The sequence below is a fragment of the Janthinobacterium sp. SUN137 genome, assembly GCF_030587265.1.
GTDB classification, from domain to species: domain Bacteria; phylum Pseudomonadota; class Gammaproteobacteria; order Burkholderiales; family Burkholderiaceae_D; genus Janthinobacterium; species Janthinobacterium kumbetense.
In genome coordinates, this window is record NZ_JAPWHZ010000005.1 from 290,029 (window position 1) to 311,750 (window position 21,722).

At 62.5% G+C, this 21,722-nt stretch carries 23 protein-coding genes; 12 read left to right on the plus strand and 11 right to left on the minus strand.

The genetic code is table 11. The annotated features are described in order from the left end of the window. Positions 1 to 61 precede the first annotated feature (61 nt). The gene (locus O3298_RS25395; RefSeq protein ID WP_305060837.1) at positions 62 to 715 is read left to right on the plus strand and encodes a hypothetical protein; all 654 of its coding nucleotides are present in this window, start codon (positions 62 to 64) and stop codon (positions 713 to 715) included. A gap of 4 nt (positions 716 to 719) precedes the next feature. Here O3298_RS25395 and O3298_RS25400 read toward each other — a convergent pair whose 3' ends face one another. Further along, entirely contained in the window at positions 720 to 1,994 is a 1,275-nt protein-coding gene (locus tag O3298_RS25400; protein ID WP_305060838.1) for an MFS transporter, read from the minus strand. Positions 1,995 to 2,101: 107 nt separating this feature from the next. Here O3298_RS25400 and O3298_RS25405 point away from each other — a divergent pair, with 107 nt between their 5' ends. Then, positions 2,102 to 3,004 carry a LysR family transcriptional regulator gene (locus tag O3298_RS25405; protein ID WP_305060839.1) on the plus strand — a complete coding sequence of 301 codons (903 nt, stop codon included), beginning with the start codon at positions 2,102 to 2,104 and terminating at the stop codon, positions 3,002 to 3,004. Positions 3,005 to 3,032: 28 nt separating this feature from the next. Here O3298_RS25405 and O3298_RS25410 read toward each other — a convergent pair whose 3' ends face one another. The 4 genes from O3298_RS25410 to O3298_RS25425 form a co-directional block, all read right to left on the minus strand. Further along, positions 3,033 to 3,905, minus strand: coding sequence for a hypothetical protein (locus O3298_RS25410; RefSeq protein WP_077400518.1), 873 nt, complete (start codon positions 3,903 to 3,905; stop codon positions 3,033 to 3,035). 19 nt (positions 3,906 to 3,924) lie between these two features. After that, positions 3,925 to 4,725, minus strand: a complete 801-nt coding sequence (locus tag O3298_RS25415; RefSeq protein WP_034781755.1) for a hypothetical protein — start codon at positions 4,723 to 4,725, stop codon at positions 3,925 to 3,927. Beyond that, a complete protein-coding gene (locus tag O3298_RS25420; RefSeq protein ID WP_305060840.1) occupies positions 4,715 to 5,227 on the minus strand; it encodes a hypothetical protein in 513 nt (170 codons plus the stop codon). The genes O3298_RS25415 and O3298_RS25420 overlap by 11 nt, the downstream gene beginning before the upstream one ends. A gap of 96 nt (positions 5,228 to 5,323) precedes the next feature. Beyond that, complete coding sequence (locus tag O3298_RS25425) at positions 5,324 to 5,617, minus strand: DnaJ domain-containing protein (protein ID WP_010395442.1); 294 nt, start codon at positions 5,615 to 5,617, stop codon at positions 5,324 to 5,326. Between the two features lie 161 nt (positions 5,618 to 5,778). On the opposite strand from O3298_RS25425, the gene O3298_RS25430 reads away from it, so the two are divergent. From O3298_RS25430 to O3298_RS25440, 3 genes are all read left to right on the plus strand, one after another. Beyond that, entirely contained in the window at positions 5,779 to 7,545 is a 1,767-nt protein-coding gene (locus O3298_RS25430; protein ID WP_305054377.1) for a glutamine--tRNA ligase/YqeY domain fusion protein, read from the plus strand. A gap of 201 nt (positions 7,546 to 7,746) precedes the next feature. Then, on the plus strand, positions 7,747 to 9,606 hold the full coding sequence (locus O3298_RS25435; RefSeq protein ID WP_305060841.1) for a CHASE domain-containing protein: 1,860 nt from the start codon (positions 7,747 to 7,749) through the stop codon (positions 9,604 to 9,606). Between the two features lie 189 nt (positions 9,607 to 9,795). After that, positions 9,796 to 10,542, plus strand: a complete 747-nt coding sequence (locus tag O3298_RS25440; RefSeq protein ID WP_289913381.1) for a hypothetical protein — start codon at positions 9,796 to 9,798, stop codon at positions 10,540 to 10,542. Between the two features lie 87 nt (positions 10,543 to 10,629). Here O3298_RS25440 and O3298_RS25445 read toward each other — a convergent pair whose 3' ends face one another. The 4 genes from O3298_RS25445 to O3298_RS25460 form a co-directional block, all read right to left on the minus strand. After that, positions 10,630 to 10,869 carry a hypothetical protein gene (locus tag O3298_RS25445; RefSeq protein ID WP_029496207.1) on the minus strand — a complete coding sequence of 80 codons (240 nt, stop codon included), beginning with the start codon at positions 10,867 to 10,869 and terminating at the stop codon, positions 10,630 to 10,632. 242 nt (positions 10,870 to 11,111) lie between these two features. Beyond that, entirely contained in the window at positions 11,112 to 11,336 is a 225-nt protein-coding gene (locus tag O3298_RS25450) for a hypothetical protein (RefSeq protein ID WP_251349881.1), read from the minus strand. Positions 11,337 to 11,571: 235 nt separating this feature from the next. Next, a complete protein-coding gene (locus O3298_RS25455) occupies positions 11,572 to 11,832 on the minus strand; it encodes a hypothetical protein (RefSeq protein ID WP_034759943.1) in 261 nt (86 codons plus the stop codon). 83 nt (positions 11,833 to 11,915) lie between these two features. Continuing rightward, positions 11,916 to 12,833: an SDR family oxidoreductase gene (locus O3298_RS25460; RefSeq protein WP_305060842.1), complete on the minus strand. Its 918-nt coding sequence runs from the start codon at positions 12,831 to 12,833 to the stop codon at positions 11,916 to 11,918. Positions 12,834 to 12,845: 12 nt separating this feature from the next. Between O3298_RS25460 and O3298_RS25465 the strand changes: the two genes are divergently transcribed. From O3298_RS25465 to O3298_RS25485, 5 genes are all read left to right on the plus strand, one after another. After that, the gene (locus tag O3298_RS25465) at positions 12,846 to 13,871 is read left to right on the plus strand and encodes a CDP-6-deoxy-delta-3,4-glucoseen reductase (RefSeq protein ID WP_251349880.1); all 1,026 of its coding nucleotides are present in this window, start codon (positions 12,846 to 12,848) and stop codon (positions 13,869 to 13,871) included. 71 nt (positions 13,872 to 13,942) lie between these two features. Beyond that, the gene (locus O3298_RS25470; protein WP_305060843.1) at positions 13,943 to 15,214 is read left to right on the plus strand and encodes an MFS transporter; all 1,272 of its coding nucleotides are present in this window, start codon (positions 13,943 to 13,945) and stop codon (positions 15,212 to 15,214) included. 38 nt (positions 15,215 to 15,252) lie between these two features. Then, positions 15,253 to 15,918, plus strand: coding sequence for a DUF1345 domain-containing protein (locus tag O3298_RS25475; protein ID WP_099665226.1), 666 nt, complete (start codon positions 15,253 to 15,255; stop codon positions 15,916 to 15,918). Between the two features lie 224 nt (positions 15,919 to 16,142). After that, positions 16,143 to 16,520: an HPF/RaiA family ribosome-associated protein gene (locus tag O3298_RS25480; RefSeq protein ID WP_034781728.1), complete on the plus strand. Its 378-nt coding sequence runs from the start codon at positions 16,143 to 16,145 to the stop codon at positions 16,518 to 16,520. A 258-nt stretch (positions 16,521 to 16,778) separates the two neighbouring features. Next, a complete protein-coding gene (locus O3298_RS25485; RefSeq protein ID WP_099389628.1) occupies positions 16,779 to 17,744 on the plus strand; it encodes a GGDEF domain-containing protein in 966 nt (321 codons plus the stop codon). Position 17,745: 1 nt separating this feature from the next. Here O3298_RS25485 and O3298_RS25490 read toward each other — a convergent pair whose 3' ends face one another. Beyond that, complete coding sequence (locus O3298_RS25490) at positions 17,746 to 18,375, minus strand: DUF5610 domain-containing protein (protein WP_289913377.1); 630 nt, start codon at positions 18,373 to 18,375, stop codon at positions 17,746 to 17,748. A gap of 147 nt (positions 18,376 to 18,522) precedes the next feature. Here O3298_RS25490 and sbcB point away from each other — a divergent pair, with 147 nt between their 5' ends. Continuing rightward, positions 18,523 to 19,971 carry an exodeoxyribonuclease I gene (sbcB, locus tag O3298_RS25495; RefSeq protein ID WP_305060844.1) on the plus strand — a complete coding sequence of 483 codons (1,449 nt, stop codon included), beginning with the start codon at positions 18,523 to 18,525 and terminating at the stop codon, positions 19,969 to 19,971. Positions 19,972 to 20,115: 144 nt separating this feature from the next. Here sbcB and pyrF read toward each other — a convergent pair whose 3' ends face one another. Continuing rightward, positions 20,116 to 20,940, minus strand: a complete 825-nt coding sequence (gene pyrF, locus O3298_RS25500) for an orotidine-5'-phosphate decarboxylase (RefSeq protein WP_305060845.1) — start codon at positions 20,938 to 20,940, stop codon at positions 20,116 to 20,118. Between the two features lie 167 nt (positions 20,941 to 21,107). On the opposite strand from pyrF, the gene O3298_RS25505 reads away from it, so the two are divergent. Continuing rightward, on the plus strand, positions 21,108 to 21,722 hold the full coding sequence (locus tag O3298_RS25505) for a LemA family protein (RefSeq protein WP_034759964.1): 615 nt from the start codon (positions 21,108 to 21,110) through the stop codon (positions 21,720 to 21,722).

The window sequence follows — 21,722 nt, forward strand, 5'->3', positions numbered from 1 at the left end:
CACTGGTGACATTTTAGATAATTATCAAATCCTTCAGATACATTGGCGTACCTGAACCACCATGCCCTCCATGACCTCGCCAACTACCCTGCCCCGCCGCGCTCCCAGCCTGCTGCTGATCGTCCTGCTGCACCTTGGCTTTGCGTATATCGTCTTGCAGTCGCGGCCCCGCGCCGTCATGGATGAACACTTGCCGCAAGGCCCGGCCATCGCCTGGCTGCGCCACACGCTGCCGGCGCCGCCCAAGCCGGTCCCCGTACCGTTGCCCGACGTAAAACCGGCCGCCGCACGCCCGCCGCGCCTGCCCGTGCCGGCGCCCGTCAGCCGCCCCTTGCCCGTTCCCGCCACCAAACAGGCGCCGGCGCCGGCAATGCCGGAAGCGATCACGGTCGCCGCGCCGCCCAGCGCGGCCGACATCCTGGCGCAAGCCAAGCGCGACGTGGGCAAGATCGATAAGGATTTGCGCAAGGAATTCCCGCAACGGGGTGGGGAGAAATTCGACGACACGGGCTTCAAGCGCATGCAGCAGGGATTTGCCGAGGCCTACGCGGCCGTGCCGCCGAAATGGTATGAAGCGTCAAGGATCGAGGAGATCGGCGCGAATGAGGCCAAGGGCAGCCGCACCTATAAAATCACCAGCGCGCTGGGCACCTTGTGCGTGACCACGCGCGCGGGCAAGCAGGGGGAAACGATGATCGGCAACTGCCCCAAGTAACCGCTCAGCCGACGGCTTCGCGCACGCCCAACGGCTGCAAATGGCGCAGGCGCAAGGCGATCAGCACGCCGCCGCCCAGGCACACGCCCAGCATGACGACCACGCCCGTCCAGCCGTCGAAGCCCCACATCATGCCCGAGGCGGACCCGATCAGGCTGGAACCCAGGTAATAGAACAACAGATAAAAGGCCGAGGCCAGCGCCTGCGGCGCGCGGGCGCGGCGGCTGACCCAGCTGCTGGCGACCGAGTGCGAAGCGAAGAAGCCGAAGGTGGCCAGCGCCATGCCGATGACGATCAGCGGCAGCGAGTCGAACAGGGTCAATACAATGCCGGACAGCATCACCGACAGCATGATCCACAGCACGCCCCGGCGCCCCAGGCGGTCCACCAGGCGGCCCGCCCAGACGGAACTGAAGATGCCGATCAGGTACAAAAAGGCCAGCAAGCCGACCGTGCTCTGGCGCAAGCCGAAGGGCGCGGCCAGCAGACGGTAGCCGATGTAGTTATACAGGCTGACGAAACAGCCCATCAGCACGAAGGCCAGGCAGAACAGCCACGGCAAGCCCTTATCCGAAAAATGCTGCTTGATAGCATGCGGCAAGGCATTCCAGCCCTTGGTGCTGGGCACGAAGTTCTTCGACGCGGGCAGGCTGCGCCAGAATTCCGCCGCCGCCAACACGCCGGCCACACCCAGCACGCCCAGGGCCCAGCGCCACGACAGGAAATCGCTGAGCATGGACGCCACCAGCCGTCCCGACATGCCGCCAAACGCGCTGCCGGCGATATACAGCCCCATCGACAAGCCCAGCGACGGCCCTTCGATTTCCTCGCCCAGGTAAGCCATGGCCACGGCCGGCATGCCGCCCAGAGCCACGCCCAGCGCGGCGCGGATCGCCAGCAGCTGCGCATAATCCTGCGCGAACGCAGACAAAATGGTCAATATTGCGGCGGAAAACATCGACGCCACCATCAGCGGCTTGCGTCCCACCCGGTCCGACACGGCGCTCAGCAGCACCAGCGAGATGGCCAGCAAGCCGCTCGACACGGACAGGGACCAGCTGCTTTGCGCCGGCGTCAGATGAAACTGGTGCGACAGCAGCGGGAACAGGGGCTGAATGCAGTACAGCAAGCTGAAGGTGGAAAAGCCGCCGAAGAACAGCGCGCGGTTGCTGCGCTTGAATTCGATGGAACCCTTGGCGATGGCCGTGCGGGAAGCGGGAGCGGCAGGCGAAAGCGCCGGAGTGGCGGCGGAGGCATAAGCGAGCGATGAATCAGACATGGCCGTGTTCGTGAAAGAAGCGAGTCTTCATCTTAGGATTGCCAACTCATATCGTCCAATATATATTTAAGGCCCAACTCATACTTTAAAACGATTACTGGACGAATATGGAACTGCGCCACCTGCGTTACTTTGTCGCCGTCGCCGAGGAGTTGCACTTCACGCGCGCGGCCGAGCGCCTGCACATCGGCCAGCCGCCGCTGAGCCAGCAAATCCAGGCGCTGGAAGCGGAATTGGGCGCGCAGTTGTTCGAGCGCAACAAGCGCTCCGTGCGGCTGACGCAGGCGGGCACGCTGTTCCTCGGCGATGCGCGGCGCATCCTGGCCCTGTCGGAGCAGGCGGCCGTGACGGCGCGCCGGGCCCAGCGGGGCGAAGCGGGCGAATTGCGCATCGGTTTTACCTTTTCCACGCCGTTCACGCCGTATTTCGCCACCGTCATCAACCGCTACCGTCAGCTCTTTCCGCACGTCACATTGACCCTGCACGAGATGGCGACATTGCATCAACTGGAAGCGATCTCGGGGCGGACCATGGACCTGGGCTTCGTGCGCCCGCCGGAAACGACGTATCCCTCCGATATCAAGCTGACGCAACTGCGCCAGGACCCGCTGTTCCTCGTGCTGCCCGTCGCCCACGCGCTGGCGGCCAAGGAGGCGATTGCCATTGCCGACATGGCGGGCGAAGGTTTTGTCATGTATCCCAAGGATGCGGGCACGGGGATTTATCCGCAGATCTTTCGCCTGTGCAAGGCGGCCGGCTTCGTGCCCCAGGTGGCGCAGGAAGCGGGCGAGGCGTCGACCATCATCGGCCTGGTGGCGGCCGGCTGCGGCATTTCCGTGCTGCCCGCCTCGTTCGACCGCATCCGCATGGATGGCGTGTGCTACCGCCCGATCGACGACCCGCAGGCGACGACCAGTCTGTTACTGGCGCAAAGGGAAGAAGAAACGTCGCCGCTGGTGGCGGCATTCGTGAAACTGGCCGAGGAAGCGGCGCTGGAAGGGGGAGCGTAGGCCAGCAGGCGCCGGCCCACGTACTGCATTACGAGTAGTCGGCGTCCAGCTCCGAACCTGCATAGTTTTCCAGGTCCTCGAACAGGCTCTTCATGCTGGCCCGCGTGAGGATTTTATGCACGACGGTGCAGCTGCGGCGGTACGAAGCGATGCGGTCAAGCAACACGGGATGGTGCTGCACGGGCACCTTGGCCACCAGGGCGGCCCAGCCTTCCTCGAAGTCGGGCTTGTTCTTGCGCACGGAACGCACGAAGCGTTCAAACTCCTTCTGCCCCGTGCGCGCGATGACGCGCCCGCCGCCTTCGATGGCGAAGATGATGGCCAGGGCGATGACGCCCTCGGCATTCAAATCGCTGTCGCTGACGGGGCCATTGTCGTGGTGGCGGCGCAGCCAGCCGGCCAGGCGCACGACGGCTTGCACTTCCTTGCGCTGTTGCAACTGCAACGCATACTTTTCATAGCCGGCCCAGTTCTGGTTCGGGTCGGCCTGGCAAATATCGATGAACAGCTCGCGCAGGCGCCGCTGCAGGTAGACGGGGTCCTGGTCGTATTCGCCGACGAGGGCGTCTTCCGGCAGCTGCGACAATTCCTTGATCAGGCGAAAGCCCACCTGGAACGCGTGCTCGGCGCCGTGCTCGACGAGGAAATCGAGCGCGGCCTGGTCGCCTTCATGCGTGACGGCCTGTTCCAGGCCCAAGGACACTCCGCCCACCGTCAAATACAGCGCTTTCTGGATGCCGTCGGCCGTGCGTTCATTCGTGAACTTCTCGGCCACCATGGCCGTGATGCCCGTCAATTCATCGGCCAGGTTCAGGGCCGCGTCTTCGCGCGGGTCGCCCGGCAACAGTTTGATGGCGCGCACCAGGCGCGGAAGATTCTCTACAACAATTGCTGGCAGCATTAGACGTTCCCTGCTTTCATTACGAGAAAATGCCCGTGCCCAGGCTGCGGCGCGTGCTGGAACGCGGCGCGCTGCGCGTGCTCGGCACTTGCTTGCGCAGGCGGTACAGCAATTCCTTGGTACTGCGCTGCAACATGGTCGGCTCTTCGTCCGGGTCGTCCGAGTATTCCGCGTCGGCCAGGTCGGCGCTGTGGCGGAAGTCGGGGAACAGTTCGAACAGCGAGCGGTCCCAGCCGTCTTCATTCGCTTGCGCCAGCTCGATGGCCAGCGGCACGACGTCGTTGTCGGACGAGGTCACGCCCGTCACGTACGGTCCCTTGATGACGATTTCGCCCGCCACTTCGAGGATTTCCTTCGGCGCCATCGAGAACAGGATGGCAAACGCCGTGGCGCCCCAGTCGGTGGCGGACGCTTCGAGCAGCAGCTCGCGGCGGCGCTCGGCGTCGTCGGTGGAAAACACCACGCCGTGGATGTGCGCGAACAGGGCTTCGGCGATGCGTTCCGGATCATCCTCGATCTGGTCGTCGCTCCAGGTGGCGGCGATGAAGGCCAGGCTGTCGGCCCAGGCTTTCGGCGGCACCAGCAAGGTCGCCAGCGACATCTTGCCGCCGTCAAAACCGGCCAGGTGCAGGGCCGTCACTTGCGGCGGGATGGCATTCAACACTTCCACCACGGCAAGATCGCCGTACTGGTCGGCCGCGTCGGCAAACGCCTGCTCGGCGTGGCCCAGCGAACCGGACAGCACCAATTCCGTGACCTGTTTCGTCAGCGCGGGAAGATTGCTCTTTTGATCCGCATTTTGCTTGTCATTATCTGCCATGGTCATCTCCATCCTGGTCAAACATCTGGGCGAAATCGTCGGTCGCTTCGTCTTCATCGTGCTCGTCGTCGCCGTCGTCATTGGCGGCCAGCTGGTCCAGCGACTGGTCGTCGTCGTCCCACAGGCGGGGATTCTTGTGCAGGAAGGCCGTGATGATGGCCTGACGCGCCAGGTCGGGGAAGCTTTCCTCGATGGCGGCGTACATCTTGGCCGCTTCCGGCGCAGCGCACGCGGCCATGGAAAACACGCGGGCCGTATCGCCGAATTCGTAATCTTCGCTTTCGGCCAGCAAGCCTTTCGGGTCGCTGAAGGTGACGTGGTCGACCAGCGCGAAGGCCAGCATGTTCACGTCTTCGATGCCGCCGCCGCTCGCGTATTCGCCCACCAGCGCGTCGACCATGCTCTTGTAGTTCTTGCGGTTCGGCGGGTCGCCGAGGATGCCTTCGATCTGGCCTTCCAGCTCGCGCGACTGATACGCGAATTCAGGGTGTACTCTTCTCATGCTGTGCTTTCCAATGTGATGCGCGGCGCTGGATTAACGGCGCCGTTGTTGTTGTTTTTCAAGTAATTCTGGCCGGCTGATGCGGGCCGCATCGATTTAATCGGCAGGTAATACTGTACCGTGGAGGCGGAACACGCCGCACCACAGGGCATAGGCTTCCGCTTCCGGATCGATGATGATGCGGTGGTTCACGCTCTGGTCGTATTCGGCGCGCTTGGCCGGGTCGGCCAGGATTTCATACGCCTTGGTGACGCTCTTGAAGCGCGCCTCGGCGCCGGGGGCCTGGTTGCGGTCGGGGTGGAAGCGCATGGCCAGCGAGCGGTAAACCTTCTTGATTTCATCGTCGCTGGCATTGGGCGCGACACCGAGGACGTTATATAAATTTTCCATAAAAGGCTCCGGGGTCACGTTTTTCTACTAATTAAAGGCGAATTATCCTATAGAACGGCGTCCGCGTCGCTTGCATGCCGGGAAATGGGGGCAAATACGTGCTTATAAAGCGCTTGCGGTACGGTAAAATGCTTTTTACTGTCACTCTTCCGCATTGATCAATGAGCAACGATAAACCGAATAACGCCGCGCCGGCGCTGGCGCCCAATTTCTTGCGTAACATCATCGAAGCCGACCTGGCTGCCGGCGCCCATGTGCGTCCCGGCCTGCCCCAGGTGATCACGCGTTTCCCGCCGGAGCCGAACGGCTACCTGCACGTGGGCCACGCCAAGTCGATCTGCGTCAACTTCGGCCTGGCGCGCGATTACGCCGGCCAGTGCAACCTGCGTTTCGACGACACCAATCCGGCGAAGGAAGAGCAGGAATACGTCGACACCATCATGGACAGCGTGAAATGGCTGGGCTTTGACTGGGAACCGAAGCAGGCCGATGGCCAGAGCCACCTGCACTACGCGAGCGACTATTTCGACCAGTTGTACGCGATGGCCGAATACCTGATCACGGCCGGCTTCGCCTATGTCGACAGCCAGAGCGCCGAAGACATGGCCGCCAACCGGGGCAATTTCGGCCAGGCCGGCAAGAATTCGCCGTTCCGCGACCGTCCGCGCGACGAATCGCTGGCCCTGTTCCGCGCCATGAAGGCGGGCCAGTTCAAGGATGGCGAGCACATCCTGCGCGCGAAGATGAGCGAAGATGCCATGAGTTCGCCGAACATGAACTTGCGCGACCCGGCCATCTACCGCATCCGCCATGCGCACCATCACCGCACGGGTGACGCCTGGTGCATCTATCCGATGTACGACTACACGCACCCGATCTCGGACGCGCTGGAAAACATCACGCATTCGATCTGCACCCTGGAATTCCAGGACCACCGCCCATTCTATGACTGGCTGCTGGAAACCCTGTCGGCCGGCGGCTTCTTCCAGCAACCCGTGCCGCACCAGTTCGAATTCTCGCGCCTGAACCTGACCTACATCGTCACCAGCAAGCGCAAGCTGCGCCAGCTGGTGGAAGAAAAAATCGTCGACGGCTGGGACGACCCCCGCATGCCGACCCTGGTGGGCATGCGCCGCCGCGGCTACACGCCGGAAGCGATTCAATTGATGTGCGAACGCACGGGCGTGACGAAATCCGACGGCTGGATCGACTACAGCGTGCTCGAAGGCTGCCTGCGCGAAGACCTGGATCCGAAGGCGCCCCGTTCGGTGGCCGTGCTGCGTCCGTTGAAACTGATCATCGACAATTTCCCTGAAAACGACAGCGTGGAATGCACGGCGCCCGTGCACCCGCACTTCCCGGAACGGGGCTTGCGTACCTTCCCCATCTCGCGCGAGCTGTGGATCGAGGAAGACGACTTCATGGAAGTGCCGAACAAGGGCTATTTCCGCCTGTATCCGCCGATCGACGACAAGCCGGGCAGCAAGGTGCGTTTGCGCTACGGCTACGTGATCGAGTGCACGGGCTACGACAAGGATGCGGACGGCAAGGTCATCGCCGTGCATTGCACCTACTTCCCGGACAGCAAGTCGGGCACGGAAGGCAGCGCCAATTACAAGGTCAAGGGCAATATGCACTGGGTCAGCGCGCCGACGGCCATTCCCGCCGAAGTGCGCCTGTACGACCGCCTGTTTACCGACCCGCAGCCGGACGCGGGCGGCAAGGACTTCAAGCTGGCCTTGAATCCGCTGGCCAAGGAAGTCGTGCAGGCGTGGCTGGAACCGGGCGCGGAACTGGCCCAGCCGGAACAGCGCTTCCAGTTCGAACGCCACGGCTATTTTGCGGCCGACCGGGTCGACAGCCAGCCGGGCAAGCCCGTCTTCAACCGCATCGTCACCCTGAAAGACAGCTGGCAGCCCGCCAAATAAGGGCTGGACGGCACACGAAAAAAACCGCTGCGGCGGTTTTTTTTCGTTTCAAAGAGAAATATTGCCTGTTGACTATATTCACGATAGTTTTGTATATTAGGCAGCTATTGAGCAATTTGCAATTTCAATAGTCCTTGTGCAACTGAGTACAGCCACCACCACACAGGCGGCACCCGATTCCTCTTCCTGATGCGGATGGCGATGTCTTCTACTGCCGGCGAACACCCCTTAGCTGCTGAAAAAAGACCGCTGTGGCTGTTCGGCTTTGTCGTGTCGACAATGGTGGGCCTGCTGTTCTACATGGCCGCTTCGCTGTCGATCGAAAGCGATGCCAGCGAACAATTCAACAATCTGGCGCGCAACACCCAGAAAAACATCGAATCGCGCACCAAGTCGTATGCCAACCTGCTGCGCGGCACGGCCAGCCTGTTCCAGGCCAACGAACACGTGAGCCGCGAGCAATTCCACCGCTACGTGGCTAACATCGCCCTGCAACAGAACTATCCGGGCGTGATGAATCTCAATTACAGCCAGGAACTCGACGAGACGCAGCGCCCCGCTCATGAAACGGTCATGCGGCGCGACTATCCGCCCGGGCGCGACGGCTATCCGGCGTTTGCCATCCATCCGCCCGGCCCGCGCGCCCAGTATTCCGTGCTCGTATACATCGAGCCGATCGCCAGCGCCCCGGAAAAGTATGGCTACGACATCGCCTCGCGCCCGCAGATCGCCGAAGCGCTGGCGCAGTCGCGCGATTCCGGCCACATCAGCAATTCCGGCGTGCCCGTGCCGATGGACGGCCGTCCCCAGTTGACGGGCATGGCCATGCGCCTGCCCGTGTACCGTTTCGGCATGCCCGTCGAGACGGTGGAGCAGAGGCGCGCCGCTTACCAGGGTTCCGTCGGCATCGGCTACGACCTGGTGACGATGATGCGCAGCGCGCTGGCCGACATGCCGGTACGCAACGTCCGCCTGACCCTGTTCGATATCGGCCCGCAGGCGCTGCAACAGCGGGACGTGCCGCTGCAGTTGCCGCACGACATGCGCCCCATCTTCGACAGCACGGCGGCGGGCATGCATGCGCCATGGTGGCAGCCCGGCAGTTCGGGCCGCTACCTGAGCAGCACGCTGCTGATCGAGCACAATGGCCGCGCCTGGCAAGCGCTGTTCAGCGTGCGCAAGAGCGACCTGTATTCGCGCTTCGACGCCTTCCTGCCGTGGCTGGCCCTGCTGATCGGCTTTGCCAGCACCATGCTGCTGTATGTACTGTTCCATACCCTGGCGTCGTCGCGCCGGCGCGCCATCCAGATGGCGACGGGCATGACGGAGGAATTGCGCGCCAGCCAGATCCGATTGCAGCTGTCGCACCAGAAACTGCGCCGCCTGGCCGCGCATGCCGACCAGATCAAGGAAGAAGAGCGCAAGCGCATCGCGCGCGAAATTCACGACGACCTGGGACAGAATCTGCTCGTCCTGCGCATCGACGCCGACATGCTGGCCTCGCGCACGCAGCGCCGCCACCCGCGCCTGAATGCCCGCGCCCGTTCGACCCTGGAGCAGATCGACGCCACCATCAAGAGCGTGCGGCAGATCATCAACGACTTGCGCCCTACCGTGCTGGACCTGGGTGTGAATGCGGCCGTCGAATGGCAGGTGGCGCAATTTCGCCAGCGCACGGGCATCGCCTGCGAAGTGAGCGAAAGCCATGACGACATTTGCCTCAGCGACCAATGCGCGACGGCCCTGTTCCGCATCCTGCAAGAGTCGCTCAGCAATATTTCCCAGCATGCGAATGCCAGCCGCGTGCAAGTCAAGCTGGAAAAGTGCCGCGATACGGTGTCGATGAGCGTCAGCGACAACGGCGTGGGCGCGGCCATCGACGGGCGCAACAAGCTCGGTTCGTTTGGCCTGGTGGGGATAGAGGAACGCATCAAGTTGCTAGGTGGCACTTTTTACATCGAAAGCAGCCCCGGCGCCGGCATGAGCGTGCACGTCAGCGTGCCGCTGGGCGCGGACGCCACCGCGTTTCCCTACGAGGAAGAAAGCCGGGCCAGCGGCTGACCGGCACGCGCCCCGCATGAATCAAGCTCAGCTTGCATATTTCGTAATAAGATGCAATATTGATGTAGAACAACTTAGCGCCTGCCCGCCATGGGCAAGGCATTCCTCGACTACTTGCCAGGAGTACACACCCGCCGCTTTCCCTTGTTTCACCGTATTTCCCACAACGCTCTTTACCAAAGGACATTCATGGATACGAACGACAGTTTCAAGGCTATTGCCGATTTGAATTTGGACGCGATCAAGGTCAAATTGATGCACCGGGAGTCAGGCGAAGGATGGAGTCTGGAGAAGGCCAACGCGGTGGAATTCGAATACCGCCGCTTCCTGATCCTGATGAAACAGTTTCCGCAAGAAGAGACGGCGCCCTTGATGGATGTCGATACCTTCTGGCACTACCACATCCTCGATACCCTGAAATATGCGGCCGACTGCGAACAGGTGTTCGGCTACTTCCTCCATCACTTCCCCTACATCGGCTTGCGCGGCGAAGACGACGAAGCGGCGCACCATCGCGTGGGCGAGCGCATGAAACAGTTGTATGAACAAACGTTCGGGGAAGATTATATCCGCGCTGAAACAGCGTATTCGGGACGTGCGGTGCAGGAGACGGCTTACTCGGGCCGCGCCGTGCAAACGGCATTTTCCAGTGCGGCGGTGCAAGCGACGGCTTACTCGGGCCGCGCCGTGCAAACGGCGTTTTCCAGTGCGGCAGTGCAAGCGACGGCTTACTCGGGCCGGGCCGTGCAAACGGCGTTTTCCAGTGCGGCAGTGCAGGCGACGGCGTATTCGGGCCGCGCGACCGGGGCTGCCAACACCGCATTTTCCAGCGCCCCTGCCTCACTGGCCGCAGCGGTGGTCAAGTCGTCCTCGACTGGCCTGGAAATGGGGCGCTTCTATGTCGATCGTCCGGTGCTGAACCGCGACCCGCAATAGAAAAGCGGAAAACAGATGTGGCTGCCGCACGCGGCAAGCCTGACGTACCCAGACGGCACCTCTCAGTTTGCCGTCTGTCAGGCGCTCTTAGGCAGCCATCAACTCGCGCAGTTCACGAATGCTGAAATCGCTGATTTCATGCATGCGGATGAGGATCGTGGCGCCGATCGGCAAGGTATTGTGACGAATCTTGCTGATGACCGGTGGCGCCACTTCCAGGGCTCGCGACAAGGCGGCATCGTTTTTCAGTTGCAGCTTGTCGATGATCGCATCGAGGACGCGATTCGGGTTGTAGGTAGGCAAAGAGGTAATTTGTTTGAGAGACATGATCGAAAATCCGTACTTGTTGTATTAGAGCAAAAAGAAACCGAATGTCTCTTCTGCAATAATTCAGGGTAAACACACTAAAAAGCGCCATCACTTATGCGGCTTTTACGCCGCAAACAATATAATACACGCTATTGTTGATTTTTGCGTAACTTAACGCAAAATTGTGATAATTGAAGAGAATTGACGCACTTGGAATGTGCTAGAGGATAACTCAAATTGGAAAAATTTGCTGCAAGTCATCAATTTTTACGATGAGCAACACCGCTATGCATGAGCCAAGCTATGGCCATGAGGGCGCTCAGGCGCGCCATTTCGGCAGATAGATGCCAGCCTTGCGCGGCCACGCCGGCCGGGGTGGCAAGCGGGCACGTGCCCGAAACGGCATCCACGCGGCACCAGGCCAGTTGCCGGCGGATTTCATCGGGCGGCGGCGGCGGCTGCAGCGCACGTTCGCGACGGCGCATGTAAGCGCGTACCTGTTCCTTGCTGGGGTGACTCGTAGCTCGCATGGCTCGCTCCTGCTGACGGGAAACAGCGTCACGCTATGCAGAGCCCGCCACAAGAGCCCAGACGCGTGACGACATTGCTCACCATATCGCCAGCGCGCCATGACGCGTTTGCGCTGCGTCAAAGGTCACGGCCCCGGTGTTGCGCCGAGACCCGTACTGCGCCATGGCCCCGGCGGCCAGGCCCATATTCTTATTTCTTTTGCTGGCGCACGCGCTGCTGCTGCTTTTCCTGCGTTTGCTGGCGATTCTGCTTGCGCTCGAACAAGGTGACCGCATCTTTCTTGGCTTGTTCGACGGTACGCATTTCCTCATGCGCATCGTGCGGGACAAAAAATTCGGCGTCCTGCGCGGCCACGACGAGCTTGATGGCGGCCTCGTCGTCGAGGTCGTACAGTTCCGTCAGGACGGTGGTGACCTCGTCCAGGTATTCTTCGTAAGTGAGGGTGCTCATGCTGTAGTCCTTAAGTGAGTGGCGCAGCGCGGGAACGGCGCGCTGCGCGCCGGCCCAGCAAAGTGCGCAGATAACCGGCCATTTTACCCGATGCCGGCGCCATCGGCTGCCATCGCCTGCAAGGCATCGGCCACGCGCGCGTAGCGCAGGCGCACGCCCAGCTCGCGCTTGAGGCGGGTATTGTGCAGGCGGCGCGATTCGGACATGAACGACAGCAACATCGGCGTGACCACTTGCCGCAGCTCGGACCGCGGCAGGCGCGGCGGGCGCGGCAAGCCGAACGTATCGGCCACGGCATCGAAATACTCGGCCATCCTGAGTTCGCTGTCATCGCTGGCGTGATACACGCGTCCCGGCTTGCCCCGCCACAGGGCCCGCTCGATGACGCGCGCCAGGTCATCGGCATGGATATGGTTGGTGTACACATCGTCGCTGGCTTCCAGGGCTGGCGTGCCTTCGCGCAAGCGCTTCAGCGGCAGGCGGTCTTGCGCATAGATGCCCGGCACGCGCAGGATGGCCACGCTGGCGCCGCGGCGCGCGCCCCAGCCGCGCAAGACCTGTTCGGCGTCCACGCGCCGCTTCGCGCGCGCATTCGCCGGCGCCGTCGGCCGCGTCTCATCGACCCAGGCACCGCCGCAATCGCCATACACGCCGCTGGTACTCACATACACCATGCGTGCATGCTCGGGTAAAATGGCGACCAGATTGCGCGTGCGCCGGTCCAGCAAGCCCGACGACATGGGCGGCGCCAGGTGCACGACCATCGTCGCCAGTCCCGCCAGCCGTTTCAGGCTGGCGCGCTCGTCGAGGTTGGCCACGATGGGCACGGCGCCGGCCGCCCGCAACTGCGCGCAGCGCGCTGGCTGGCTGGTGACGGCAAAGACGCGAAAGCGCGCGCGCAGCAGGGGCAGCAGCCGCATGCCGACGTCGCCGCAGCCCAGGATCAGCAAGCGCGGCAAGCCTGACGGCTTGCGCAAAGAGTGCATTAACATATTTTTCATCTCAAGGATTGTATGACTTTTCAAATTACTGTTCAGCCCAGCGGCCACCAATTCAGCTGCGAAGCGGACGAAACCGTCCTGTCGGCGGCGATACGCGCCGGCGTCGGCCTGCCGTACAGCTGCAAAAGCGGCGCCTGCAGCTCCTGCAAGGGCAAGATCGTGTCCGGCAGCGTACAGCATAAGCCATACCAGGCCCGCTCCCTGACGGAAGATGAAGCGGCGGCCGGCTACTCGCTGCTGTGCTGCGCCGTGCCCCAGGGCGACCTGGTGGTGCAGGCGCGCGAAGTGGCGGGCAGCAGCGACTACCCGATCAAGAAAATGCCGTCGCGCGTGACCACCATCGAAAAAGTCGCGCCCGACGTCGTCGTGCTGACCCTGCAATTGCCAGCCAGCGAGCGCCTGCACTACCGCGCCGGACAGTATATCGAAATCATGCTGCGCGACAACAAACGCCGCAGCTACAGCATGGCCAGCGCGCCCGTCGAAGGCGGCCCCGTGAGCCTGCACGTCCGCCACATGCCGGGCGGCCTGTTCACCGACCAGGTGTTCGGCAGCATGAAGGAGCGCGACATCCTGCGCTTCGAAGGCCCGATGGGCACCTTCTTCCTGCGCGAAGATTCCGACAAGCCCGTCGTGCTGCTGGCCTCGGGCACGGGCTTCGCCCCCTTGAAAGCCATCGTCGAGCACATGATCAACGAGCAGTCGCCGCGTCCGATCACCCTGTACTGGGGCGGCCGCCGTCCGCACGACCTGTACATGGACGCCCTGTGCCGCCAGTGGGCCGCCGACTTGCCGCAGTTCACCTATGTGCCCGTCGTGTCGGACGCGCTGCCGGAAGACGCGTGGCAAGGCCGCACGGGCTTCGTGCACCAGGCCGTCATCGCCGACTTGCCGGACATGTCCGCGTATCAAGTGTATGCCTGCGGCGCACCGATCGTCGTCGAGTCGGCCAACCGCGATTTCGTGCAATTGTGTCAATTGCCGGCCGACGAATTCTACGCGGACGCCTTCACCACGGAAGCTGACCTGGCCAAGTAAGCATCCAGACAGCGGGGTGCTGCTGGCGCGGCATCCGCTGCCGCTCCACCCCGCTGTTTCCTGGAAATTTCATGTCTCTCGCCTCTGCCGGCAACGGCTTCAGTATCCTGCGTCACCGCAACTTCGCCTGTTATCTTTCCGCCCGCGTGCTGGGCACGGTGGCCGTGCAGATGCAAAGCGTGGCCATCGGCTGGCAGGTGTACCAGATCACGGGCAGCCTGTTCGACCTGGGCTTGATCGGCCTGGCGCAATTCGCCCCCTTCCTCGTGCTCATCTTGCCGGCCGGCCACGTGGCCGACCGCTACAACCGCCGCAACATCATCGCGTGGTGCCTGGCGGCGCAACTGGCGTGCGCGCTGGCCCTGCTGGCGTTTACGTTAAGCAATATTTCCATCGTCTGGCCCGTGTTTGCCGTGCTGGTGCTGTTCGGCAGCGCGCGCGCCTTCATGATGCCGGCCACGCAAGCCGTGCTGGTCAACATGGTGCCCACGCAACACTTCAGCCGCGCCGTCGCGCTCAGTTCATCCAGTTCCCACGTGGCCATCATCCTGGGGCCGACTTTGGGCGGCTTGCTGTACTACTTCGGCCCCAAGGTCGTGTATCTGATCTCGTCCGCGCTGCTGGTCGTGTCCGTCCTGCTGATGCGCGCCACCACCCCGGCGCCGCAAGTGGTGAAACGCGAACCCGTCAGCTGGCATACCCTGCTCGAAGGCTTGCGCTTCGTCTGGTCGAAGCCCATCGTGCTGGGCGCCATTTCGCTCGACCTGTTTGCCGTGCTGTTCGGCGGCGCCACGGCCCTGCTGCCGGCGCTGGCGCATGACGTGCTGCATGCCGGACCCAGCGGCCTGGGCTTGCTGCGCACGGCGCCGGGCGCGGGCGCCGCCCTGTGCTCGATCGCGCTGGCCATGTTTCCCATCACGCGCCGCGTGGGCGCGTGGATGTTCGGCGGCGTGGCCGTCTTCGGCCTGGGCACCCTGGTGCTGGGCAGCACCAGCTATTTCCCGCTGGCCCTGGCGGCGCTGTTCCTGATGGGCGCCGGCGACATGGTCAGCGTCTACATCCGCCACCTGCTGGTGCAGTTCGAGACGCCGGACGAGATCCGCGGCCGGGTCAGCGCCGTGAACGCCGTCTTCATCGGCGCCTCGAACGAGCTGGGCGAATTCGAATCGGGCTTGACGGCCGGCTGGTTCGGCCTCGTGCGCGCCGTGCTCTTCGGCGGCGCCGCCACCCTGGCCGTGACGGGCGTGTGGGCCGTGCTGTTCCCCGTGCTGTCGCGCATGGACCGCTTTCCCCACCACGAGAAGGAAGCGGCCGCCAGGACGGCCACCGCGGAGAGCGCATAAGGTCTAAGATGCGCTATCCCCACTGACGAATCCGCACCATGAAAATCACGCTTCCATTCCACGGCTTCATCCGCAGCCGCCCCCACCTGAGCATGGCCACGGCCATCGGCGTGGCGGCCGGCCTGCTGCTGCCCGCATCCTGGCAACAGATGACGCGCCTGCTGACGGCGTGGAATGTCGCCGTCTGGTTCTACCTGGCGACGATGGCCTGGATGATGATGCGCGCCAACCACCACAAGGTCAAAGCCATGGCGGCGCGCCAGGATGAGCGGGCGGCAACCGTCCTGTCGGCCCTGTCCGTCGCATCCGTGATGAGCCTGGTAGCCATCGTTTCGCAGCTGTCCTCGATGAAAGACATGGCGCCGGACGAGCGCGCGCTGCATTACGGCCTGACGATCCTCACCCTGGTCGGTTCCTGGTTCCTCGTCGGCACCCTGTTCTGCTTCCACTATGCCCACCTGTACTACCAGGCCGATCCCGCGCTGCGCCCCCTGAAGTTTCCCGACGACGAGCAAAGCCCCGATTACTGGGATTTTCTGTATTTCGCCTTCACCATCGCCGTCGCCGTGCAAACGTCGGACGTTTCCGTGCAGACGCGCATGATGCGGCAAATCGTGCTGGGACAATCCGTGCTGAGCTTTTTCTTCAACCTGGTCGTGCTGGGGCTGTCGATCAATATCGCGGCCGGTCTCATCAATGGCTGAGGGTAAATAATTTCGTAGTGGAAACTTGACCTGGCTGAAGGGTTAAGCTCATCTTAATCGTGCGCACCCTCTTGAAATACTGGAAAGAGGAGTAAGATAAGTCATGCACAGGGATCAAGTGCATGAGGCAAGAACCAGGCGCCGACGCGCCCTGGCAGCGGGTTTGACCACTGCCAAGCAAGGCGCCTGAGATGGGTTTTTTTTGAATTGACAGGAGTAAGCATATGCAAATCAATATTCATACCGACAGCACCATCGCCAACACCGCTGGACTGAACGAACATGTGCAATCCGTACTTGAAAGCGCACTGAACCGCTTCCGCGACAACCTGACCCGCATCGAAGTCCACATCAGCGACACGAATGGCCCGAAAGGCGGCGCCGACGATATCCGCTGCGTCATGGAAGCACGCGTTGCTGGCTATCAACCGATCGCCGTGACCGAACAGAACGCCACCGTGCATCAATCCGTTGCCGGCGCCACCGACAAACTGAAACGCGCCATCGATAGCGCCCTGGGCCGCCTGCAAGACAGCAAGCGCCACGCCACCGGCAAGAATGCCGTGATCGATACGGCCGAAGCGGAAGAAACCGCCGAGTAATCCCCACCTGCAGGATTTCCAGAGACCAAGGCAGCCGTTCAAGGCTGCCTTTGCACATCCGGCCCGCCTTTCGCGCGCGGCAACATCCATAACAAAACCGCAAGCATTCCTGCGTATTGACGCGGCAATGAAATAATTGTCGTATTTCTCACAGTAAGTGACCTCAAGCAAGCCTTTGGCGTTACAGCCAAGGCCGCTTTACGCTATCATGAAGCTACCGGCCCCCTGCTCGCGCGCCGGCTTTTTGAAAGTGTGATTGTGGAACAGATCGGCAACTTCGGCGCTTCAGGCTGCAACATCGGCGATTTACAGCTATTTCGCGATGGGGCGGATAGCCAGACGGCCGCCATGCTGGCGCCCTGCCCCGTGATGCGCCTGGAAGCGGGCGAAGCCATTGCCGACACGCAAGGCGCCAGCCTGTACATCGTCCTGCGCGGCTCGCTGGCCGTGGCCGCCGACACCCACACGGGCATGGACGATGGCACCGTCAGCAAGGTCTTGCCCGGCGAAAGCGTGGGCGAACAATCGGTGCTCGATGAAGCGAGCAACCTGGCCGCCATTTCCGCCCTGGAAGAAACCGACTTGCTGGTGATCGACGCGGCCATCGTATGGGAATTGATCGAGCAGTCGAACGGCCTGGCGCGCAACCTGCTGCGGCTGCTGTCCTTCCGCATCCGCGCCGCCAATGCCCTGCTGCGCCGGCGCCAGAAACTGGGCGAATTCTACCGCCAGCTGTCGATGGTCGACAGCCTGACGGGCTTGTACAACCGCGCCTGGCTGACGGATTTACTGCCCAACATGATCGTCACGGCCCACGCCAGCGGCTCGCCCCTGTCGCTGGTGATGATAGACCTCGACCATTTCAAGCGCTTCAACGACACGCACGGCCACCAGGCGGGCGACCAGGCACTGCGCATCGCCGCGCAAGTGCTGGGCGCGGCCCTGCGGCCCACGGATTTTGCCGTGCGCTACGGTGGCGAGGAAATGATGGTGATCTTGCCCGACACCAACGAACACGTGGCCTTGCGGGTGGCCGAGCGCTTGTGCGAGCGCATGCAGCTCGCCGTCATCTTCGCTGACATGCGCAGCGCCTTGCCGCACATCACGGGTTCCTTCGGCGTGGCCAGCCTGGCGGCCGAACAGGACGACCATGCGCTGATCGCCGCGGCCGACGCGGCGCTGTATCGCGCCAAAGCATCGGGCCGCAACAGGGTCATGCTGTAGTTCAGGCAGCCTTGCTGTCGGCCGGCTTGCTGGCATCCGGCTTGGCGGCATCATCCTTCTTGCTGCTGTGCGCAGCGATGAAGTCGGCATAGCCCTTTTGCACCAGCTCGTACGTCTTGTCGATATTGCCGGCGATGTCGCCATTCAGCACTTTCAAGCCGCCCAGGATGTCGCGCGCTTCCTTAAAGCCTTTTTCCATGCCGCCGCTGATGGTGTCCATGAACTTGGTCAAGGCCGTATCGTCGTCCAGGCCGGGATTCTGTTTCTTGAAGGCATCAAAAAAACCTGTCGACAGCGATACAATGCGGTTCGCCGTCGCTTCGGCGCTGTTATCCTGCGAAGCCGCGTTCTGGATCGCGTCCTCGCCGTACTGGCCCTTCAGCGCTTCATTGATGTTGGTGATGGCCGTCTTGTACAGCAGCGCCAGCGGCTCGTTCTCGGAACCGATCGACACGTTCAGCGACGCCTGCATGATGGAAGCGTTCAATTGCAGCTTGGTGCGGTCATTCACGCTCATTTCAGCGTTGACGCCGTCCTTTTGCTGGACTTTATCGTCCTTGCCGGCAACGCCCGTACTGACGGAAGTCACGGAAGGGGTGGAATTGCCGCTTGCGGCGATGGGAATTGACACGATAGACCTCCTTGAACGGGCAATGTATGCCACCATGCGGGAAACGCGATGATGACCATCCTCTCGTGTAGTATCGGCAGGTTTTCAGAAAACTGTAGCAGCGGCCGCTTTTGGCGGCCCGGATAACCAATCAAGCAACGACCATCAATGACTAACCAGACCTTTCTTTGGCACGACTACGAAACCTTTGGCGCCCAGCCGCGCCGCGACCGCCCGGCCCAGTTCGCCGCCATCCGCACGGATGCCGACCTCAACGAGATCGGCGAACCCATCATGCTGTATTGTCAGCCTGCCAATGATTTCCTGCCCGACCCGCAATCGTGCCTGATCACGGGCATCACGCCGCAGCAGTGTCTGCAGCTGGGCGTGCCCGAACACCAGTTCGCCGCCACCATCGAAGCGGCCTTTTCGGAGCCGGGCACCATCGGCGTGGGCTACAACACCATCCGTTTCGACGATGAAGTCACGCGTTTCCTGTTCTGGCGCAACCTGATCGACCCGTATGCGCGCGAATGGAAGAACCATTGCGGCCGCTGGGACATCCTCGACGTGGTGCGCATGACGCACGCGCTGCGCCCGGAAGGCATCGAATGGCCAAAGCGCGACGATGGCCAGACCAGTTTTAAACTGGAACACTTGAGCAAGGCCAATGGCCTGGCCCACGAAGCGGCGCATGATGCACTGTCCGACGTGCGCGCCACCATCGCCCTGGCACGCCTGATCAAGGAAAAGCAGCCGAAACTGTTCGAATTCTGCCTGGCGCTGCACAAGAAGGACAGGGTCGCCAGCGAAATGGGCATGCACCTGGCCGCCAGCGAGCGCCAGCCTTTCCTGCACGTGTCGGGCATGTTCCCCGCCGAACGGGGCTGCCTGGGCGTCGTCTGGCCGCTGGCCACGCATCCGAGCAATAAAAATGAAATCCTCGTCTGGGATTGCGCCTACGACCCGCGCGAGCTGTTCCAGCTGGACGCCGACACCATCCGCACGCGCCTGTTCACGCGCAAGGACGCCATGCCGGAAGGCATGACGCGCCTGCCCGTGAAAAGCGTGCACCTGAACAAGTCGCCCATGCTGGTCGGCAATTTAAAGACCTTGTCGCCCGCCATGGCCGCGCAATGGGGCATCGATCTGGACGCGGCGAAGGTCAACGCGCAATTCGCCGCCGCGGCGCCGAACATGGATGCCGTCTGGGCCGAAGTGTTCCAGCGCCCGGGCGCGAATGCCGCGCTGGACGTGGATGAGGATTTGTACAATGGTTTCGTCAGCAACGATGACCGCCGCCTGCTCGAATCGCTGCGCCGCGACACGCCGGCCAAGCTGGCCACGGCCCGCCCTTCGTTTGCCGACGAACGCCTGCAGGAACTGCTGTTCCGCTACCGCGCCCGCAATTTCCCGCAAACCCTGAGCGAAGCGGAAAGCCTGCGCTGGGAACAGCACCGCGCCGCCCGCCTGTTCGACGGCGACGCCGGCGCCCGCACCATCGAAATGCTGTTTACGGAAATCGACGTGCTGTCGGAATCCGTCGATGAGCGGGGCGAGGAAATTCTGGGAGAACTCTACGATTACGCGGAGATCGTTGCCCCGCAGCGCGATTAGTCGCACCTAACCAAACCTACTGCGCGTCGGTATAGGTGGCCTGCGATGCTCACCGTACTCCAGTACGGTTGCGCTTCTCGGCCACCTCTCCCTTCCGCTCGCTACGGTTTTGTTAGGCGCTGTGAGGCTGACTGTATATCGTTTTTAAACCGAACGGTGCGCGTTGATCGCATCGCGCGTTTCAATGGCCACGCGGCGCGCCGCGTCGGCGAAATCTTCGCCCGCTTGGGGCGTGGCGTAGATGATGGCGCGCGACGAGCTGATCATCATGCCCATGCCGTTGGCCGTCTGGCCCGCGCCGACGGTGGCGGCGATGTCGCCGCCCTGGGCGCCGATGCCCGGCACCAGCAGCGGCATGTCGCCGACGATGGCGCGCACCTGCGCCAGTTCTTCCGGGAAAGTGGCGCCGACGACGAGCGCGCACTGGCCGTTTTTATTCCACTTCTCGGCCACCAGGCGCGCCACGCGCTGGTACAGGGGCACGCCGTCCGTGTCGAGGAATTGCAGGTCCGAGCCGCCCGGGTTCGACGTGCGGCACAGGATGATCACGCCGCGGTCTTTCCACGCCAGGTAGGGATCGAGCGAATCCTCTCCCATGTACGGATTCACGGTAACGGCGTCGGCGCCGTAGCGCTCGAACGCTTCGCGCGCGTATTGCGTGGCCGTCGCGCCGATGTCGCCCCGTTTCGCGTCGAGGATCAGCGGGATGTGCGGATAGTTCTCGCGCACGTAGCGGCAAATGTCTTCCAGCTGCTTTTCCGCACCCAGCGCGGCAAAATACGCGATCTGCGGCTTGAAGGCGCAGGCCAGGTCGGCCGTGGCATCGATGATGCGCGTGCAAAAGGTGGTGATTCCATCAGGCAGGTCGCGCAGTTCGGCCGGCAGTTTCGCCAGGTCGGGGTCCAGGCCCACGCACAGCAGGGAATTATTGGCCGTCCACGCGGCGGATAATTTATTGATGAAATTCACGGCACACCTTCTCTATATTCAGTTGCAAACCCCGTATTGTAACGCGGCGCAGGCTTGCCACGGCGTCACAAGGCGGTCGGGGCCGGCGGCCGGCGCTTATTAAACCGACATTACGGGCCGTTTCAGGTATATTTGCCTCACCTCCCTTACTCTGCACGGAACCCATCATGCAAATCACCAATCAATTCACCAAATGGCTGCGCCTGGCGCTGAGCGTCACCGTCCTGGCCGGCATCCTGACGGGCTGCGGCTACAACGACTTCCAGAGCAAGGATGAAGCCACCAAGGCCGCCTGGGGCGAAGTGGTCAACCAGTACCAGCGCCGCGCCGACCTGATCCCCAACCTGGTCAATACCGTCAAGGGCTATGCCACGCACGAGCGCGAAACCCTGGAAGCGGTGACCAAGGCGCGCGCCGCCGCCACCAGTTTCCAGATCACGCCCGAAGTGCTGAACGACCCGGCCGCGTTCGAGAAATTCCAGCAAGTGCAGGGGCAGCTGTCGTCGGCCCTGTCGCGCCTGATGGTGGTGTCCGAGAAATACCCGGACTTGAAAGCCGACACCAGCTTCCGCGACTTGCAGTCGCAGCTGGAAGGCACGGAAAACCGCATCACCGTGGCACGCCAGCGTTACATCGTTGCCGTGCAGGATTACAACGTGCATGCGCGCAGCTTCCCGAACAACCTGACGGCCATGGTCTTCGGCTACAAGGTCAAGCCATCGTTCACGGTGGAAAATGAAAAAGCCATCTCGACCGCACCGACCGTCAACTTTGGCAAATAA

Bases quoted from the DNA above. Each gene is read 5' to 3' on its own strand.
- O3298_RS25395 (WP_305060837.1), top strand. From the start codon at position 62: ATGCCCTCCATGACCTCGCCAACTACCCTGCCCCGCCGCGCTCCCAGC.
- O3298_RS25400 (WP_305060838.1), bottom strand. From the start codon at position 1,994: ATGTCTGATTCATCGCTCGCTTATGCCTCCGCCGCCACTCCGGCGCTT.
- O3298_RS25405 (WP_305060839.1), top strand. From the start codon at position 2,102: ATGGAACTGCGCCACCTGCGTTACTTTGTCGCCGTCGCCGAGGAGTTG.
- O3298_RS25410 (WP_077400518.1), bottom strand. From the start codon at position 3,905: ATGCTGCCAGCAATTGTTGTAGAGAATCTTCCGCGCCTGGTGCGCGCC.
- O3298_RS25415 (WP_034781755.1), bottom strand. From the start codon at position 4,725: ATGGCAGATAATGACAAGCAAAATGCGGATCAAAAGAGCAATCTTCCC.
- O3298_RS25420 (WP_305060840.1), bottom strand. From the start codon at position 5,227: ATGAGAAGAGTACACCCTGAATTCGCGTATCAGTCGCGCGAGCTGGAA.
- O3298_RS25425 (WP_010395442.1), bottom strand. From the start codon at position 5,617: ATGGAAAATTTATATAACGTCCTCGGTGTCGCGCCCAATGCCAGCGAC.
- O3298_RS25430 (WP_305054377.1), top strand. From the start codon at position 5,779: ATGAGCAACGATAAACCGAATAACGCCGCGCCGGCGCTGGCGCCCAAT.
- O3298_RS25435 (WP_305060841.1), top strand. From the start codon at position 7,747: ATGTCTTCTACTGCCGGCGAACACCCCTTAGCTGCTGAAAAAAGACCG.
- O3298_RS25440 (WP_289913381.1), top strand. From the start codon at position 9,796: ATGGATACGAACGACAGTTTCAAGGCTATTGCCGATTTGAATTTGGAC.
- O3298_RS25445 (WP_029496207.1), bottom strand. From the start codon at position 10,869: ATGTCTCTCAAACAAATTACCTCTTTGCCTACCTACAACCCGAATCGC.
- O3298_RS25450 (WP_251349881.1), bottom strand. From the start codon at position 11,336: ATGCGCCGTCGCGAACGTGCGCTGCAGCCGCCGCCGCCGCCCGATGAA.
- O3298_RS25455 (WP_034759943.1), bottom strand. From the start codon at position 11,832: ATGAGCACCCTCACTTACGAAGAATACCTGGACGAGGTCACCACCGTC.
- O3298_RS25460 (WP_305060842.1), bottom strand. From the start codon at position 12,833: ATGAAAAATATGTTAATGCACTCTTTGCGCAAGCCGTCAGGCTTGCCG.
- O3298_RS25465 (WP_251349880.1), top strand. From the start codon at position 12,846: ATGACTTTTCAAATTACTGTTCAGCCCAGCGGCCACCAATTCAGCTGC.
- O3298_RS25470 (WP_305060843.1), top strand. From the start codon at position 13,943: ATGTCTCTCGCCTCTGCCGGCAACGGCTTCAGTATCCTGCGTCACCGC.
- O3298_RS25475 (WP_099665226.1), top strand. From the start codon at position 15,253: ATGAAAATCACGCTTCCATTCCACGGCTTCATCCGCAGCCGCCCCCAC.
- O3298_RS25480 (WP_034781728.1), top strand. From the start codon at position 16,143: ATGCAAATCAATATTCATACCGACAGCACCATCGCCAACACCGCTGGA.
- sbcB (WP_305060844.1), top strand. From the start codon at position 18,523: ATGACTAACCAGACCTTTCTTTGGCACGACTACGAAACCTTTGGCGCC.
- O3298_RS25505 (WP_034759964.1), top strand. From the start codon at position 21,108: ATGCAAATCACCAATCAATTCACCAAATGGCTGCGCCTGGCGCTGAGC.